Origin of the sequence: Massilia litorea, from assembly GCF_015101885.1 — a bacterium.
GTDB classification, from domain to species: Bacteria; Pseudomonadota; Gammaproteobacteria; order Burkholderiales; family Burkholderiaceae_D; genus Telluria; species Telluria litorea.
The window spans coordinates 404,119-417,905 of the sequence record NZ_CP062941.1 but is presented as its reverse complement, the minus strand read 5'-3'; the positions used below and the strand labels follow the sequence as shown (position 1 = coordinate 417,905).

The window sequence follows — 13,787 nt, the reverse complement described above, 5'->3', positions numbered from 1 at the left end:
GGCCGCGGCCGCCATTCAGGCGGCTCCGTGGCGCGGCATCTCCAGGTGCTGGTCCAGGAACTCCACGCACACCCGCAGCTTCGCCGACCCGGCCAGGCGCTGCGGGTACACGGCCCACACGTTCGCCTCCTGCGTGTACTCCGGCAGCACCACGGCCAGGGTGCCGGCGTCCAGGTAGGGCTGGGCATCCCAGCGCGAACGCAGCACGATGCCGGCGCCGTCGAGCGCCCAGCGCAGCGCGATCTCGCCGTGGTTGGTCGACAGCGCGCCCGACACTTTGACCGTCTCTTCCCCGTTTTTCCCGCGCAGGCGCCAGACGCCGAAGGGGTGGTCGCGCTCCTTGATCGGCAGGCACTGGTGGCCGGCGAGGTCCTGCAGATTCTTCGGCGTGCCGTGGCGCGCCAGGTAGGCAGGGGAGGCGCACAGGATGCGGCCGTTCGGGCGCAGGCGGCGCGCGATCAGTTGCGGGGCGATCTCGTCGCCCACGCGCACGTCGAGATCGAAGCCTTCGGCCACGGTATCGACCAGGCGGTCGAAGACTTCGAAGCGGATCTGCAGGCCCGGATAGGCCGCGGCCAGCCGCGCGATCGCCGGCGCCACCAGCTTGCGCCCGAAGCCGAAGCTGCTGCAGATGCGCAGCATGCCGCTGGGTGCGCGGCGCCGTTCGGAGACCTCGTCGATCAGGTCGTCGAGGTTCTCGAGGATGGTTTGCGCGCGCGCGTACACCTGTTCGCCGTCGCCCGTGATGACGATGCGGCGCGTGGTGCGCTGGAACAGGCGGACGTTCAGGATGCCTTCCAGCACGCCGATGCGCTTGCTCACATAGGCCGGCGACATGCCGAGCTCTTCCGCGGCGGCCGCGAAGCTGCCCTTGCGCACCACGGTGACGAAGACACGCAGGTCGTCATTCTGAAGGAGATTGTTCACGATTCGTGTCCTTTGCATTCACGTCAGTGGCGATTATAAACGCCCTGTAATGCGTTATGCTGGTATCCATTCGTTACCACCCAGACCCAGGAGAGAGACATGAAAACCCACAAGATCGCCGTGATCGCCGGTGACGGCATCGGCAAGGAAGTGATGCCGGAAGGCCTGCGCGCCCTCGAGGCGACCGCCAGACGTTTCGACATCGGGCTCGAGTTCACCACCTTCGAATGGGCCGATTGCGACTATTACGCCAAGCACGGCAAGATGATGCCGGACGACTGGAAGGAGCAACTGAGCGGCTTCGAGGCGATCTATTTCGGCGCCGTCGGCTGGCCGGATATCGTGCCCGACCACATCTCGCTGTGGGGTTCGCTGTTGAAATTCCGCCGCGAATTCGACCAGTACGTGAACCTGCGCCCGGTGCGCCTGATGCCTGGCGTGCCGTGCCCGCTGGCGAACAAGAAGCCCGGCGACATCGATTTCTATGTGGTGCGCGAAAACACCGAAGGCGAGTATTCGTCGGTGGGCGGGCGCATGTTCGAAGGGACCGAGCGCGAACTGGTGCTGCAGGAAGCCGTCTTTACCCGCCACGGCACCGACCGCATCCTGAAGTACGCCTTCGAACTGGCCCGGCGCCGTCCGAAGAAACACCTGACCGCCGCCACCAAGTCGAACGGCATCGCGATCTCGATGCCCTACTGGGACGAGCGCGTGGCCGCCATGGGCGAGCAGTACGGCGACGTCAAGTGGGACAAGTACCACGTCGACATCCTGGCCGCGCGCTTCGTGCTGTCGCCGGAACGCTTCGATGTGGTGGTCGCTTCGAACCTGTTCGGCGACATCCTGTCGGACCTGGGGCCTGCCTGCGCCGGCACGATCGGCATCGCGCCCTCGGCCAACCTGAACCCGGAGCGGACCTTCCCGTCGCTGTTCGAGCCGGTCCACGGTTCCGCGCCCGACATCTACGGCAAGAACATCGCCAACCCGATCGCGATGATCTGGTCGGGCGCGATGATGTTCGAGTTCCTGGGGCAGGGCGACTCGAACTACACGGCCGCCCACGACGCCATCGTGCAGGCGATGGAAACCTGCCTGACCCAGGGCCCGCGCACGCCGGACATGGGCGGCACGGCGAATACGACCGAAGTCGGCAAGGCCATCGCCGAGTACCTGCGCACGCAGGCGTAAGCAGCTCCTTGCAGCCGGATGCGCCGCCTGCAACGGCAGCGCATCCGGCGAATCGTGCAGTTCGTCGCAAAACGGGCTCTTTCGTGAAAGGGCCGTCCTAGAATGATTTCACTCCAACGAAACAGGAAATCATCATGCGCGCTCTGCCTCTCGTCCTCGCTCTCTCCCTCTCCGCCGGTGCCGCATCGGCCGCCGACCAGGTGCGCGCCGCCGCGCCATTCACCTCGATCAATGTGCAGGGCCCGATCAGCGTCACCGTCGATGCAAGCGCGGCGCAGCAGTCACTGCGTGTGCGCGGCAGCGACAAATTCCTCGATAACCTCACGAGCGAAGTCGTGAACGGCGAGCTGCGCGTGCGCATGCGCGACAAGAATGTCAACACCGCCCACGACGACCAGCGCATCATCATCGCCATGCCCCAGCTGCGCGCATTCAATGCCGAAGGGGCCGGCGAAATCAAACTCGATAACGTGCGCGGCGAGCGCCTCGACGTGGGCTACCGCGGCGCCGGCAGCATGGCCATCAACGGCCAGGTGAAAACGTTCAAAATGACGGCCGAAGGCGTGGGCGAGGTCGACGCCAGGGCCCTGATCGCGAACGAGACCGATATCCGCTTCCAGGGCATCGGCGACGTCAAGGTGTACGCGAAGGACCGGCTCGATGTGAAGGTGCAGGGCATGGGCAGCCTCAGTTATTACGGCCGCCCGCGCACCGTCAACAAGTCGGTGCAGGGACTGGGCTCGGTCAGCGCCGGCGATTGAGGCGGTCGCATACGTAGGGTGGGCAGGCCCACCCTACGGTACGCCGCTGGTCAAGTTGCGTAAAGACAACGCAAACCTGTATCAGATGTAATCAAACGTTTCAATGTGAACTGGGCAACATAATGTTGCCACATGGAATGTTATTGTCCTTTCGGCGCCTCCCGGGCGAGCTAATTTTGAAAGGTATTCCATGCGTTTCACCTCCCTGCGTACTCCTCTTCTCCTCGGCAGCATCGTTGCCGCCGCAACCCTGAGCGCCTGCGGCGGTGGCGGAGGAGGCGGCACCCCGGCAGCCGCGCCGGTCGCCACCATGGGTACCCTGAACGTGGCCATGACCGATGCCCCGGCCTGCGGCTTCGATGCCGTGAACGTGACCGTCGTCAAAGTACGCGTCAACAAGAGCTCGACCGCCGGCGAAACGGATTCCGGCTGGACCGACATCACCCTGGCCAGCCCGAAAAAGGTCAACCTGCTCAATCTCACCAACGGCGTGCTCGAAACCCTGGGCCAGACCTCGCTCGAGGCCGGCCAGTACAACCAGATCCGCCTCGTCCTCGACGCCAACACCAGCGGCACCGCCAACACCGTGCTGGTGACCGGCGCCAAGGCCGAACAGCCGCTCGAGACCCCGAGCGCCGTCCAGAGCGGCATCAAGTTGAACGGCAGCTTCACCGTGGAAGCGGGCGCGCGTTCGGACGTCGTGATCGACTTCGACGCCTGCAAATCGGTGGTCGCACGCGGCAAGACCAACTATGCCCTGAAGCCGGTCATCAAGATGATCCCGGCCGCCATCAACGGCATCAAGGGTTTCGTGAACACTGCCTTGCTGGCCAACGGCGTCACCGTCTCGGCCCAACAGAACGGCAATATCGTCAGCGCCACCACCCCGAACGCGAGCACCGGCGAATTCTTCCTGTCGCGACTGGCCCCGGGCAGCTACGACGTCGTCATCACCGCCAATAACAGCGCGGCGGCCGTCGTCGGCGCGGTGCCGGTCGCATCGACCACCAGCACCACTACGCTCAGCACCGCGGCCGCGCCGATCGCGCTGCCGGCCAGCACCGTAGGCACGATCGGCGGCACCGTCACCATGACGCCGCCAAGCAGCACCGAGGCAGCCTATGTCGCGGCCAAGCAGTCCTTCGCCTCGGGCTCGACCGTCACCATCAAATACCAGGGCGCGGACCTGGCCACCGGCGCCTACACGATCGCCAACCTGCCGGTGGTCGCACCGCAGTACGCGGTCTACAGCGCCACGCTGCCCTTGAGCTTCGCCGCTTCGGCGGGCCTCTCCGCCGGCAGCTACCGTGTCGACGCCTCGGCCACCGGCTACACCGCCAAGTCGGTCGACGGCGTGAACATCGCCACCGCCAACGCGACCGGCGTCAACTTCACGCTGACGCCGTAATCGGTGCCTTCCGCTGCGCCGGCGATTCGTCCGGCGCAGCGCTCCGTGTCGCTGTAAGATAGTCAACCTTACAACCATCGACCGGAGGGATGCACATGAAGGATCTCGTACAGGACGGCGACAGCCTCGTTGGCGCCAGCAGTTTCGAAGACGGCGTCGATCGCCGTGTGTTCCTGAAAGTGGCCGTCGGCGGCGCCGCCAGCAGCGCCTTTGCCGCTGCTGCCTTGCCGGTCACGGCGCAAACCCTGGTCCAGACCGATACCACGGGCCTCTCGGCCGGCGACCACATCATCGTCATCAACGGCCAGGACGTGCCGGTCTACCGGGCCCAGCCCGAGGGCAAGACCAACCCGCCGGTCATCCTCGTCATCTCCGAAATCTTCGGCGTCCATGAACACATCAAGGACGTGGCGCGCCGCTTCGCCAGGGCCGGCTACATGGCCGTCGCACCCGACCTGTTCGTGCGCGCGGGCGACGCCGGCAAGGTCGCCAACATCGCCGACCTGATGAGGGACATCGTCGGCAAGACCCCGGATGCGCAGGTCATGTCCGACCTCGACACCGTCGTCACCTGGGCGAAGCAAAGGGGAGGCGACACCGAGCGCCTCGGCATCACGGGTTTCTGCTGGGGTGGGCGCATCACCTGGTTGTACGCGGCGCACAACCCGAAGGTCAAGGCGGGCGTGGCCTGGTATGGACGCCTGGTCGGCGACGCGACGGCGAACTCGCCGAAGCATCCGATCGACATCGCCGCCAACCTCAAAACCCCGGTGCTGGGCCTGTACGGCGGCAAGGACACGGGCATCCCGCTCGACACGGTCAACCGCATGAAGGCGGAACTGGCCAAGGGCAACAGCAAGTCGGAATTCGTGGTCTATCCGGATGCGGGCCACGCCTTCCATGCGGACTACCGTCCGAGTTACAACGAGGCCGATGCGAAGGACGGCTGGAGGCGCGCGCTGGACTGGTTCCGCAGCCACGGCGTCGTCTGAAGTAGCACGCGTGCCGGCCGGGAGCGGTACAATGCCCGGCTTGCCACGCGCAGTAAGAACAAGAGGCTTCACATCGACCCGATTCTCATCTCCATCCTGCTGGCGACCCTGATCGCCGGCGTCGTCAGCATCTCGGCCGCGGCTGTATTTTCGTTCACGCTGCTCTCCAAAATGGTGGAGCGGCTGGTCAGCCTGTCGGTCGGCATCATGCTCTCGACCTCGCTGCTGCACGCACTGCCCGAGGCCTTCGAGTCGCACGCCGACCCGCGCAAGCTGTTCGGCGCGCTGCTGGCCGGCCTGCTTGCCTTCTTTTTTCTCGAGAAGCTGGCGCTGCTGCGCCATTCGCACCACCACGAAGGCGACGGCCACCATCACGCCCACGGCCACGATGCGCACGCGGCGGGCAAGTCCGGCTGGATGATCCTGATCGGCGACGGCATGCACAATTTCACGGACGGCATCCTGATCGCGGCAGCCTTCCTGGCCAATCCGGAGCTGGGCATCGTCACGGCGCTGGCGATCGTCGCCCACGAGATCCCGACCGAGATCGGCGATTTCATCGTCCTGCTCAACGCCGGCTTCTCGCGCATGCGCGCCTACGTGTTCAACCTGCTGTGCAGTTTGCTGTCGGTGGCGGGGGGCTTGATCGGCTATTACACGCTGGACCGGGCCAGCGGGCTGATTCCGTACGTGCTGGTGTTCGCGTCGTCGGGGTTTATTTATATCGCGGTGAGCGATCTGATGCCGCAGATGCAGAGGCGGGCGACGGTGAAGGATTCGATTCCGCAGGTGTTGTTGATCGGCCTGGGCGTGGCGATGGTGTTGTTCTTGACGGCGGGGCATTAACGGTCGCTTCGCGGTCGCGGTGGGGTATGCCGCGGCACGTACGCGTGGGCTCGGGAGCCCACCCTGCAAAGGTGGTGCACCGTAGGGTGGGCACTTGTACCCACCCGGTAGCACGTTCGATCAATCGAGACCGATTTACCCTTTTGCGACCGGCCGCGCCGGATCGCTGCTCCACTCGCTCCACGACCCCGGATACAAGGCCGCACCCGGCATCCCCGCCACCTCCAGCGCCAGCAGGTTGTGACAGGCCGTCACCCCCGACCCGCACTGCATGATGGCCTTTTCAGGATCATCGATCACCCCTGAAAATTCCTCGCGCAGCTGCTCCGGCGCCTTGAAGCGGCCGTCGTTGTGCAGGTTGTCTTTAAAAAAGCGGTTCTTCGCGCCCGGGATATGCCCGCCGACCGGATCGATCGTCTCGTTCTCGCCCCGGAAACGGTCGGCCGCGCGCGCGTCGACCACGGTGCGTTTCTCCGTCTCGATATTCTCCAGTACCTCGGCCACCGTCACGGTCGGTACGAAAGGCGCGTGCAGAGCGATGCTGCCGGACCTGCGCGGCTCTGGCGGATCGGCCGACAAAGGCTGTCCCAGGGCTTGCCAGGCCGGCAGCCCGCCGTCGAGCACGGCCGAGGCCTCATGCCCGATCCAGCGCAGCAGCCACCACAACCTTGCTGCGTACATGCCGCCGTGGGCGTCGTAGGCGACGACCTGGGTGCTGTCGTTCACGCCCCAGCGGCGCAGGGTGTCGACCAGTGCGTCCTTCGAGGGCAGCGGATGGCGCCCGCGGAACGCGCCGTCTTCTCCGCGTTTTTCGCCCGACAGTTCGGTTTCCATGTCGGCGAACAGCGCGTGCGGCAGGTGGCCGGCCGCATAAGCCGCGCGGCCAAAGGCGAGGTCGGCGAGGTCGTGCCGGCAGTCGACGACGACCCAGTCCGGATCGTCGATATGGGCCGCGAGGTCGGCGGCGGAAATCAGGGTCGTGTACATGGGCTTCCTCACAGTTCGCTGGCGATCGGATCGGTCTTCTTGATGGCGGCGCCCTTCGGCGTGCTCTTCGTATTGTAGAACGTCGCGGCGATGCCGGACGCCAGGATCACGCCGATCCCCAGCCACACGTGCCAGTCGAAGCGGTCGCCCCAGAGCGCCAGGCCCCACAGGCTGGAAAACACGATGCCGGTGTACTGCAGGTTCGCCACCACCAGCACCTTGCCGACCCGGTAGGCGCGCGTCATCGCCATCTGCGCCATCAGGGCGGCCGCGCCGATCCCGAGCAGCAGCACCGCGCCGCCCGTCGTGTGGCCATGGAAGGGCATGCCGACCTGCTGGCCGTCGCCGGCCAACACGCCGGCCAGGCCGGCGACCATGGTCGTCAGCGAGAAGTAGAAGACGACGCGGTATTCCGGTTCGCCCATCTGCCCCAGTTTGCGCACCTGCATGTAGGCCATCGCCGAGATCACCGACGAACAGATGCCGGCCAGGCCGCCCAGCCACTGGTGCGATTCGACGGCCGGCTGCAGCACCAGGGTGACGCCGAAGAAGCTGGCGCCCACGGCGACGATCAGCGGCCACTCGACGGTATTCGTTTTCGACCACCAGCCGGCCAGGAACAGGCCGGCGGCGATCCAGATCGGCGCCATGTAGTTCAGGGTCATGGCGGTGGCCAGCGGCAGTTTGCCGATCGCGAAGAACCACAGCCAGAGCGAGGTCACGCCCACAAGGCTGCGAAACAGGTGTTCTTTCGGGAAGGGCGTGCGGAAGCTGCCGCCGCGGTGGCGGACCATGGCGAACAGGATCACGGAGCCGATCAGGCCGCGGTAGAAAAGGAGTTCGGAGGTGGTGTAGAACTCGGAGGCCAGTTTCACGCCGGCGCCCATGGCGGCAAACGCGAAGCTGGCGAACAGCATCCAAAGTGAAGGCATTACGGTCCAGTCGTTACAAGAATCAGGTAGACGATACAGCAGCTTGCGAAGGCGTGCCCGGCACCGCCCGGCGTCCCATCAGGCCGGCCGCAATGCAGGAGCCGAGAATCACGGCGATGCCGGCCCAGACGGTCCAGTGAAAAGCGTCGCCCCAGATCCAGCCGCCGAGGAGGCTGGAAAAGACGATGCCGCTGTACTGCAGGTTGGCCACGACCAGCGTGCGCCCGAGGCGGTAGGCGCGGGTGAGTGCCAGCTGGCCGGCGGTGCCGGTGAGGCCCACGCCGAGCAGCAGGGCGACGCCGCCCCAGCTGGACGGATGCGTGGGTGGGTTGGAAGGCAGTGCCAGCATCCCCGCCAGCCCGGCCGCCACGTTCAGCAGCGAAAAATAGAACACGACCCGGTATTCCGGTTCGCCCTTGCGGCTCAACCTGCGCACCATCAGGTAGGCCAGCGCGGCCAGGGCGCCGGAAGCGAGCGCCATCAGGCCGCCCAGCCACTGGTCGGCGCCAAAGGCCGGACGCAGCACCAGCACGACACCGATGAAACTGACGAGGATCGCGCCGACCAGAGGCCACGCGACACGTCGTTCACCGCGCCACAGGCTCATGCCGACCAGGGCCACGGCGGTCCAGATCGGCGACATGTAGTTGAGGGTGACGGCGGTGGCCAGCGGCAGGCGGGTAATCGCGGCGAACCAGAGCCACAGCGAGATCACGCCGAGCAGGCCGCGCCAGAGATGGGACAGCGGTTCATTCGTGGCGAGGGAACGGCCGGAGACACGGGCCATGAAAAACAGCAGCGCAACCCCGACCAGGCCGCGCACGGTGACGATCTGCGCAATGGAATACTGTTCGGCCGCCAGCTTCACGCAAGTGCCCATCAGGGCAAAGGCGAAGCTGGCGAACAGCATCCATAGGCCAGGCATGCGTTACAGGTCTATCTTGCTGCGATACCACTCATGGAAGTGCTGCATCCCGTCTTCCATCGGCGATTGATACGGCCCGACTTCGTTGACGCCGCGATCGAGCAGGATCTTGCGGCCCGCATCCATGCGCTGGGCGATCTCGTCGTCCTCGACGCAGGTTTCCATGTAGGCCGCGCGTTCGGCTTCGACCAGCTCGCGCTCGAACAGGGCGATCTCTTCCGGATAATAAAACTCGACCACGTTGCGCGTCCTCGTGGGGCTTAGCGGCCACAGCGTCGACACCACCAGCACGTTCGGATACCACTCGACCATGATGTTCGGGTACAGGGTCAGCCAGATCGCGCCCTGTTTCGGCTCCTTGCCGCCATTGAACTTCAGGACCGCTTCCTGCCATTTTTTATAGGTCGGCGAGCCGGCCTTCTGCAGGCCGCGGTTCACGCCGACGGTCTGTACGCTGTAGTCGCGGCCGAAGTCCCATTTCAGGTCTTCGCAGGAGACGAAATTGCCCAGGCCCGGGTGGAAGGGCTCGACGTGGTAATCCTCCAGGTAGACCTCGATGAACGTCTTCCAGTTGTAGTCGACGTCATGGATCTCGACGTGGTCGAACAGGTAGCCGGAAAAGTCGAGGTCCTTCGAGACCGACATCTGCTTGAGCTTGTCCATCACGTCGTAGCCGTTCTGCTCGAACAGCAGGCCGTTCCAGCTTTGCAGCGGCGACTTGGACAGGTTGAGGCAGGGCGTCTCCGCGAAATGCGGGGCGCCGATCAGCTCTCCCTTGAGGTCGTAGGTCCAGCGGTGCAGTGGGCAGACGATGGTGTTGGCGTTGCCGCGGCCATTGAACATCAGCGCCTGGCGGTGACGGCAGACGTTGGACAGCACCTCGATGCCGTTGGCATTGCGCACGAGCATGCGGCCTTCGTTTTCGGAAGGCAGGGTCGCGAAATCGCCCGTTTCCGGCACCATCAGTTCATGGCCGACGTAGCGCGGTCCCTTCTGGAACAGCTGCTCGATTTCGCGCTGCAACAGCGCATTGTCAAAATATACATTTACCGGAAGCTGAGCGCAGGAGCGCGCCAGCTTGGCGTGGGTAGCCAGATCGGACATCCCAACCCCCCTTTATAAAAGCATCACCGCAAAGAAGAGAAAGAATCCAAAGACCAGTATTTTTTTGGAAGGAAATACGGTATTTCGGACAGAACCGGAGATTATAGCGTGGAACGAGCTCAGCCGGGCTCGATAACCTGCTGCGCGTTGGATTGTTGCCCTCCGATGCTCGCTGTACCTCCGTACAGCTGCGCTTCTCGGGCAACACTCCTGCCGCTCGCGACGGTTATCGAGCCCGGGGCCCGTCCCCGATCAACGTGGTCCGTCGCGTGATTGTGGTGCGCAATGGCACAGATAGTGCCGGAAAGGCATGGTTTTCATGAATTCAAAGGCGGTTGCGCTTTCGACGAACTGTTCTATTTAGCAGCTCGGCAATCGCGCCGGACCACCCCTAGGGTGTGGATTGTTTTAAAATACGCGATTCAACTCCCGCGTGGCGCACCCGATGCGCATGGCGGGATCGCCGGCCCAACAAGAAGACACTATGGCAATCAATTCAAACGCGGGAGCAGCGGAGTCGAATACCAGCCCGGCCTCCTTCGAGGAAGCAATGGCTGAGCTGGCCCAGCTCGTCACCCAGATGGAAGGCGGCCAGCTGCCGCTGGAAGCTTCGGTCGCGGCCTATGCGCGCGGCTCGGAGCTGGTGAAGTTTTGCGCGGCCCAGCTGGAAAAGGTCGAGTCCCAGGTGAAGGTGCTCGAGGGCGACATGCTCAAACCCTTCAGCGCCGACGGCGCGGGCGAGGGCGCGTAATGACGCAGATGCTGACGGAGGAACTGCCGTTCGCAGCCTGGATGGCCGGCGTGCAGGCCGAGGTCGAGGATGCGCTCTCGGACTATCTGCCGCCGGCGCACCTGGTGCCGCACAAGCTGCATGAGGCGATGCGCTACACGGTCCTTGGCGGCGGCAAGCGCGTGCGTCCGCTGCTGGTCTACGCCAGCGGCGCCCTGTTCGGGGCCGACCCGCAGGCACTGGCGCGTGCCGCCAGCGCGCTGGAGATGATCCACGCCTATTCGCTGGTGCACGACGACATGCCCTGCATGGACGACGACGAACTGCGCCGCGGCAAACCGACCGTGCACGTCGCCTACGACGAAGCGACGGCGCTGCTGGTCGGCGACGCGTTGCAGGCCCAGGCTTTCCAGGTACTGAGCGGAACCGACACGCTGCCGCCCGTGCGCCTGATCGGCATGCTGCGCCTGCTGGCCGAAGCGGCGGGCTCGAGCGGCATGTGCGGCGGCCAGGCGATCGACCTCGACAGCGTCGGCCTGGCCTTGAGCCTCGAGCAGCTCGAGCGCATGCACCAGCTGAAAACCGGCGCCCTGCTGCGCGCATCGGTGCTGCTGGGCGCACTGTGCGGCAAGGAGTTGAATGACGCCGAACTGGAAAGTTTAAAAGCCTATTCGAAGGCGGTCGGCCTGGCGTTCCAGGTCGTCGACGACGTGCTCGACGCCACGGCCGATTCGGCCACGCTCGGCAAGACCGCCGGCAAGGATGCGGCCGACAACAAGCCGACCTATGTGTCGATCCTCGGCCTGGAAGAATCGAAAGCACTGGCGCAGAAATTGCGGCGCGACGCGCATGACGCGCTGGCGCCATTTGGAGAACAAGCACTGCGGCTGCGCGAACTCGCGGACCTGATCGTGCAGCGGAAGGCCTAAATGAAACTGCTAGAAACCATCAACGACCCGTCTGACCTGCGTATGCTGCCGCGCACGCAACTGACGCCGCTCGCGGACGAGCTGCGCCAGTTCCTGCTGCATTCGGTCTCGAAAACGGGTGGCCACCTGTCCTCGAACCTGGGGACGGTCGAACTGACCATCGCGCTGCACTACGTGTTCGAGACGCCGCACGACCGCATCGTCTGGGACGTGGGCCACCAGACCTATTCCCATAAAATCCTGACCGGCCGCCGCGAGCGCATGAACACGCTGCGCCAGCTGAACGGCCTGTCGGGCTTCCCGAAGCGCGACGAAAGCGAATACGACACCTTCGGCACCGCGCACTCGTCGACCTCGATCTCGGCCGCGCTCGGCATGGCCGCCGCGGCCAAGCTGAAGGGCGAGCACCGCCACGCGATTGCCGTGATCGGCGACGGCTCGATGACGGCCGGCATGGCCTTCGAGGCGCTGAACAATGCGGGCGTCGAGGAAGACTGCAACCTGCTGGTGGTCCTGAACGACAACGACATGTCGATCTCGCCGCCGGTGGGCGCGCTCAACCGCTACCTGGCGCGCTTGATGAGCGGCCAGTTCTACGCCGCGGCCAAGACGGTCGGTAAAAGCGTGCTGCCCGGTCCCGTGCTCGACCTGGCGCGCAAGATCGAGGAACACGCGAAGGGCATGGTGGTCCCGGCCACGATGTTCGAGGAATTCGGTTTCAATTACATCGGCCCGATCGACGGCCATGATCTCGACTCGCTGATCCCGACGCTGGAAAACATCAAGAAGCTCAAGGGCCCGCAGTTCCTGCACGTGGTCACAAAAAAGGGCCAGGGCTACAAGCTGGCCGAGGCCGAACCGATCCTGTACCACGGCACCGGCAAATTCAATCCGACCGAGGGCATCATCCCGGCCACGGCGCCCGCGAAGATCACCTACACCGAAGTCTTCGGCAACTGGCTGTGCGACATGGCGGCGGCAGACCCGCGCCTGGTCGGTATCACGCCGGCGATGCGCGAGGGCTCGGGCATGGTGCGCTTCCATGCGCAATACCCGGAGCGCTATTTCGACGTCGGCATCGCCGAGCAGCACTCGGTGACCTTCGCCGGCGGCCTCGCCACCGAAGGCATGAAGCCGGTGGTCGCGATCTACTCGACCTTCCTGCAGCGCGCCTACGACCAGCTGATCCACGACGTGGCGCTGCAGAACCTGGACGTGACCTTCGCCCTGGACAGGGCCGGCCTGGTCGGCGCCGACGGTGCCACGCACGCCGGCAATTACGATTTGTCCTACCTGCGCTGCATCCCGAACATGGTCGTCATGGCGGCTTCCGACGAGAACGAGTGCCGGCAGATGCTGACCACCGCTTACCACTACCCGGGTCCGGCGGCGGTGCGCTATCCGCGCGGCGCCGGCATCGGCGCGGCCATCCAGCAGGAACTCACCTCGATCGAGATCGGCAAGGGCGAGATCAAGCGCAAGGGCGAAAAGATCGCCATCCTGGCCTTCGGCTCGATGGTGGCGCCGAGCCTGGGCGCGGCCAGCGAACTGAATGCGACGGTTGCCAACATGCGCTTCGTGAAACCGCTCGACCTCGAGCTGGTGAAACAGCTGGCGCTCGAACACGAGGTGCTGGTGACGGTGGAAGAGGGCGCGACCATGGGCGGCGCGGGCAGCGCCGTGGCCGAAGCACTGGCCGCAAACGGCATCGTGAAGCCGTTGCTGATCCTCGGCCTGCCGGATAAGTTCATCGACCAGGGCGACCCGGCGGCGCTGCTGGCCTCGGTCGGGCTCGATGCCAAGGGCATCGCCGCCTCGATCCGCGCGCGCTTTGGCGCGGCGGGGGAACCCAGGCTGGTGGTCAACAACACCTGAAGCAGGAGCAAATAAAAAAGCGGCGCTGATGCGCCGCTTTTTTTCATTGCGCAATAGAAATAATCGTTTCAAAAACCTGAAATGATAGGATAAATAAATCGGAAAACTTTACAGTTGCCGTATGTCATCAGTAACAATTTACCCTAAGTCATTGATTTGTAAGTAATCGCCTTAGCTGGCACG

Annotated in this window: 13 protein-coding genes; 8 read left to right on the top strand and 5 right to left on the bottom strand. The window is 64.7% G+C overall.

Annotated elements, in window-relative coordinates:
• Positions 1–15: 15 nt before the first annotated feature.
• A complete protein-coding gene (locus LPB04_RS01795; RefSeq protein ID WP_193687108.1) occupies positions 16–927 on the bottom strand; it encodes a LysR substrate-binding domain-containing protein in 912 nt (303 codons plus the stop codon).
• Between the two features lie 99 nt (positions 928–1,026).
• Here LPB04_RS01795 and LPB04_RS01790 point away from each other — a divergent pair, with 99 nt between their 5' ends.
• The 5 genes from LPB04_RS01790 to LPB04_RS01770 all read left to right on the top strand — a co-directional run bounded on the left by LPB04_RS01790 (position 1,027) and on the right by LPB04_RS01770 (position 6,122).
• The gene (locus tag LPB04_RS01790) at positions 1,027–2,115 is read left to right on the top strand and encodes a tartrate dehydrogenase (RefSeq protein ID WP_193687107.1); all 1,089 of its coding nucleotides are present in this window, start codon (positions 1,027–1,029) and stop codon (positions 2,113–2,115) included.
• Between the two features lie 134 nt (positions 2,116–2,249).
• Entirely contained in the window at positions 2,250–2,876 is a 627-nt protein-coding gene (locus tag LPB04_RS01785; RefSeq protein WP_193687106.1) for a head GIN domain-containing protein, read from the top strand.
• A 190-nt stretch (positions 2,877–3,066) separates the two neighbouring features.
• A complete protein-coding gene (locus LPB04_RS01780; protein ID WP_193687105.1) occupies positions 3,067–4,284 on the top strand; it encodes a DUF4382 domain-containing protein in 1,218 nt (405 codons plus the stop codon).
• A 95-nt stretch (positions 4,285–4,379) separates the two neighbouring features.
• Positions 4,380–5,276, top strand: a complete 897-nt coding sequence (locus tag LPB04_RS01775; RefSeq protein WP_193687104.1) for a dienelactone hydrolase family protein — start codon at positions 4,380–4,382, stop codon at positions 5,274–5,276.
• A gap of 129 nt (positions 5,277–5,405) precedes the next feature.
• On the top strand, positions 5,406–6,122 hold the full coding sequence (locus LPB04_RS01770) for a ZIP family metal transporter (protein ID WP_227496724.1): 717 nt from the start codon (positions 5,406–5,408) through the stop codon (positions 6,120–6,122).
• Positions 6,123–6,257: 135 nt separating this feature from the next.
• Here LPB04_RS01770 and LPB04_RS01765 read toward each other — a convergent pair whose 3' ends face one another.
• The 4 genes from LPB04_RS01765 to LPB04_RS01750 are packed head-to-tail and all read right to left on the bottom strand — an operon-like array spanning position 6,258 to position 10,070.
• Positions 6,258–7,109, bottom strand: a complete 852-nt coding sequence (locus LPB04_RS01765; RefSeq protein ID WP_193687103.1) for a sulfurtransferase — start codon at positions 7,107–7,109, stop codon at positions 6,258–6,260.
• Positions 7,110–7,117: 8 nt separating this feature from the next.
• Positions 7,118–8,041 carry a DMT family transporter gene (locus tag LPB04_RS01760; protein WP_193687102.1) on the bottom strand — a complete coding sequence of 308 codons (924 nt, stop codon included), beginning with the start codon at positions 8,039–8,041 and terminating at the stop codon, positions 7,118–7,120.
• A gap of 22 nt (positions 8,042–8,063) precedes the next feature.
• Positions 8,064–8,966, bottom strand: coding sequence for a DMT family transporter (locus tag LPB04_RS01755; RefSeq protein ID WP_193687101.1), 903 nt, complete (start codon positions 8,964–8,966; stop codon positions 8,064–8,066).
• A gap of 3 nt (positions 8,967–8,969) precedes the next feature.
• Positions 8,970–10,070, bottom strand: coding sequence for an aromatic ring-hydroxylating oxygenase subunit alpha (locus tag LPB04_RS01750; protein ID WP_193687100.1), 1,101 nt, complete (start codon positions 10,068–10,070; stop codon positions 8,970–8,972).
• A 484-nt stretch (positions 10,071–10,554) separates the two neighbouring features.
• Between LPB04_RS01750 and LPB04_RS01745 the strand changes: the two genes are divergently transcribed.
• The 3 genes from LPB04_RS01745 to dxs are packed head-to-tail and all read left to right on the top strand — an operon-like array spanning position 10,555 to position 13,604.
• Positions 10,555–10,821, top strand: a complete 267-nt coding sequence (locus tag LPB04_RS01745; RefSeq protein ID WP_193687099.1) for an exodeoxyribonuclease VII small subunit — start codon at positions 10,555–10,557, stop codon at positions 10,819–10,821.
• Positions 10,821–11,729, top strand: coding sequence for a polyprenyl synthetase family protein (locus tag LPB04_RS01740; RefSeq protein ID WP_407943875.1), 909 nt, complete (start codon positions 10,821–10,823; stop codon positions 11,727–11,729). Before LPB04_RS01745 ends, LPB04_RS01740 begins: the two co-directional genes overlap by 1 nt.
• Complete coding sequence (dxs, locus tag LPB04_RS01735) at positions 11,730–13,604, top strand: 1-deoxy-D-xylulose-5-phosphate synthase (RefSeq protein WP_193687098.1); 1,875 nt, start codon at positions 11,730–11,732, stop codon at positions 13,602–13,604.
• Positions 13,605–13,787 lie beyond the last annotated feature (183 nt).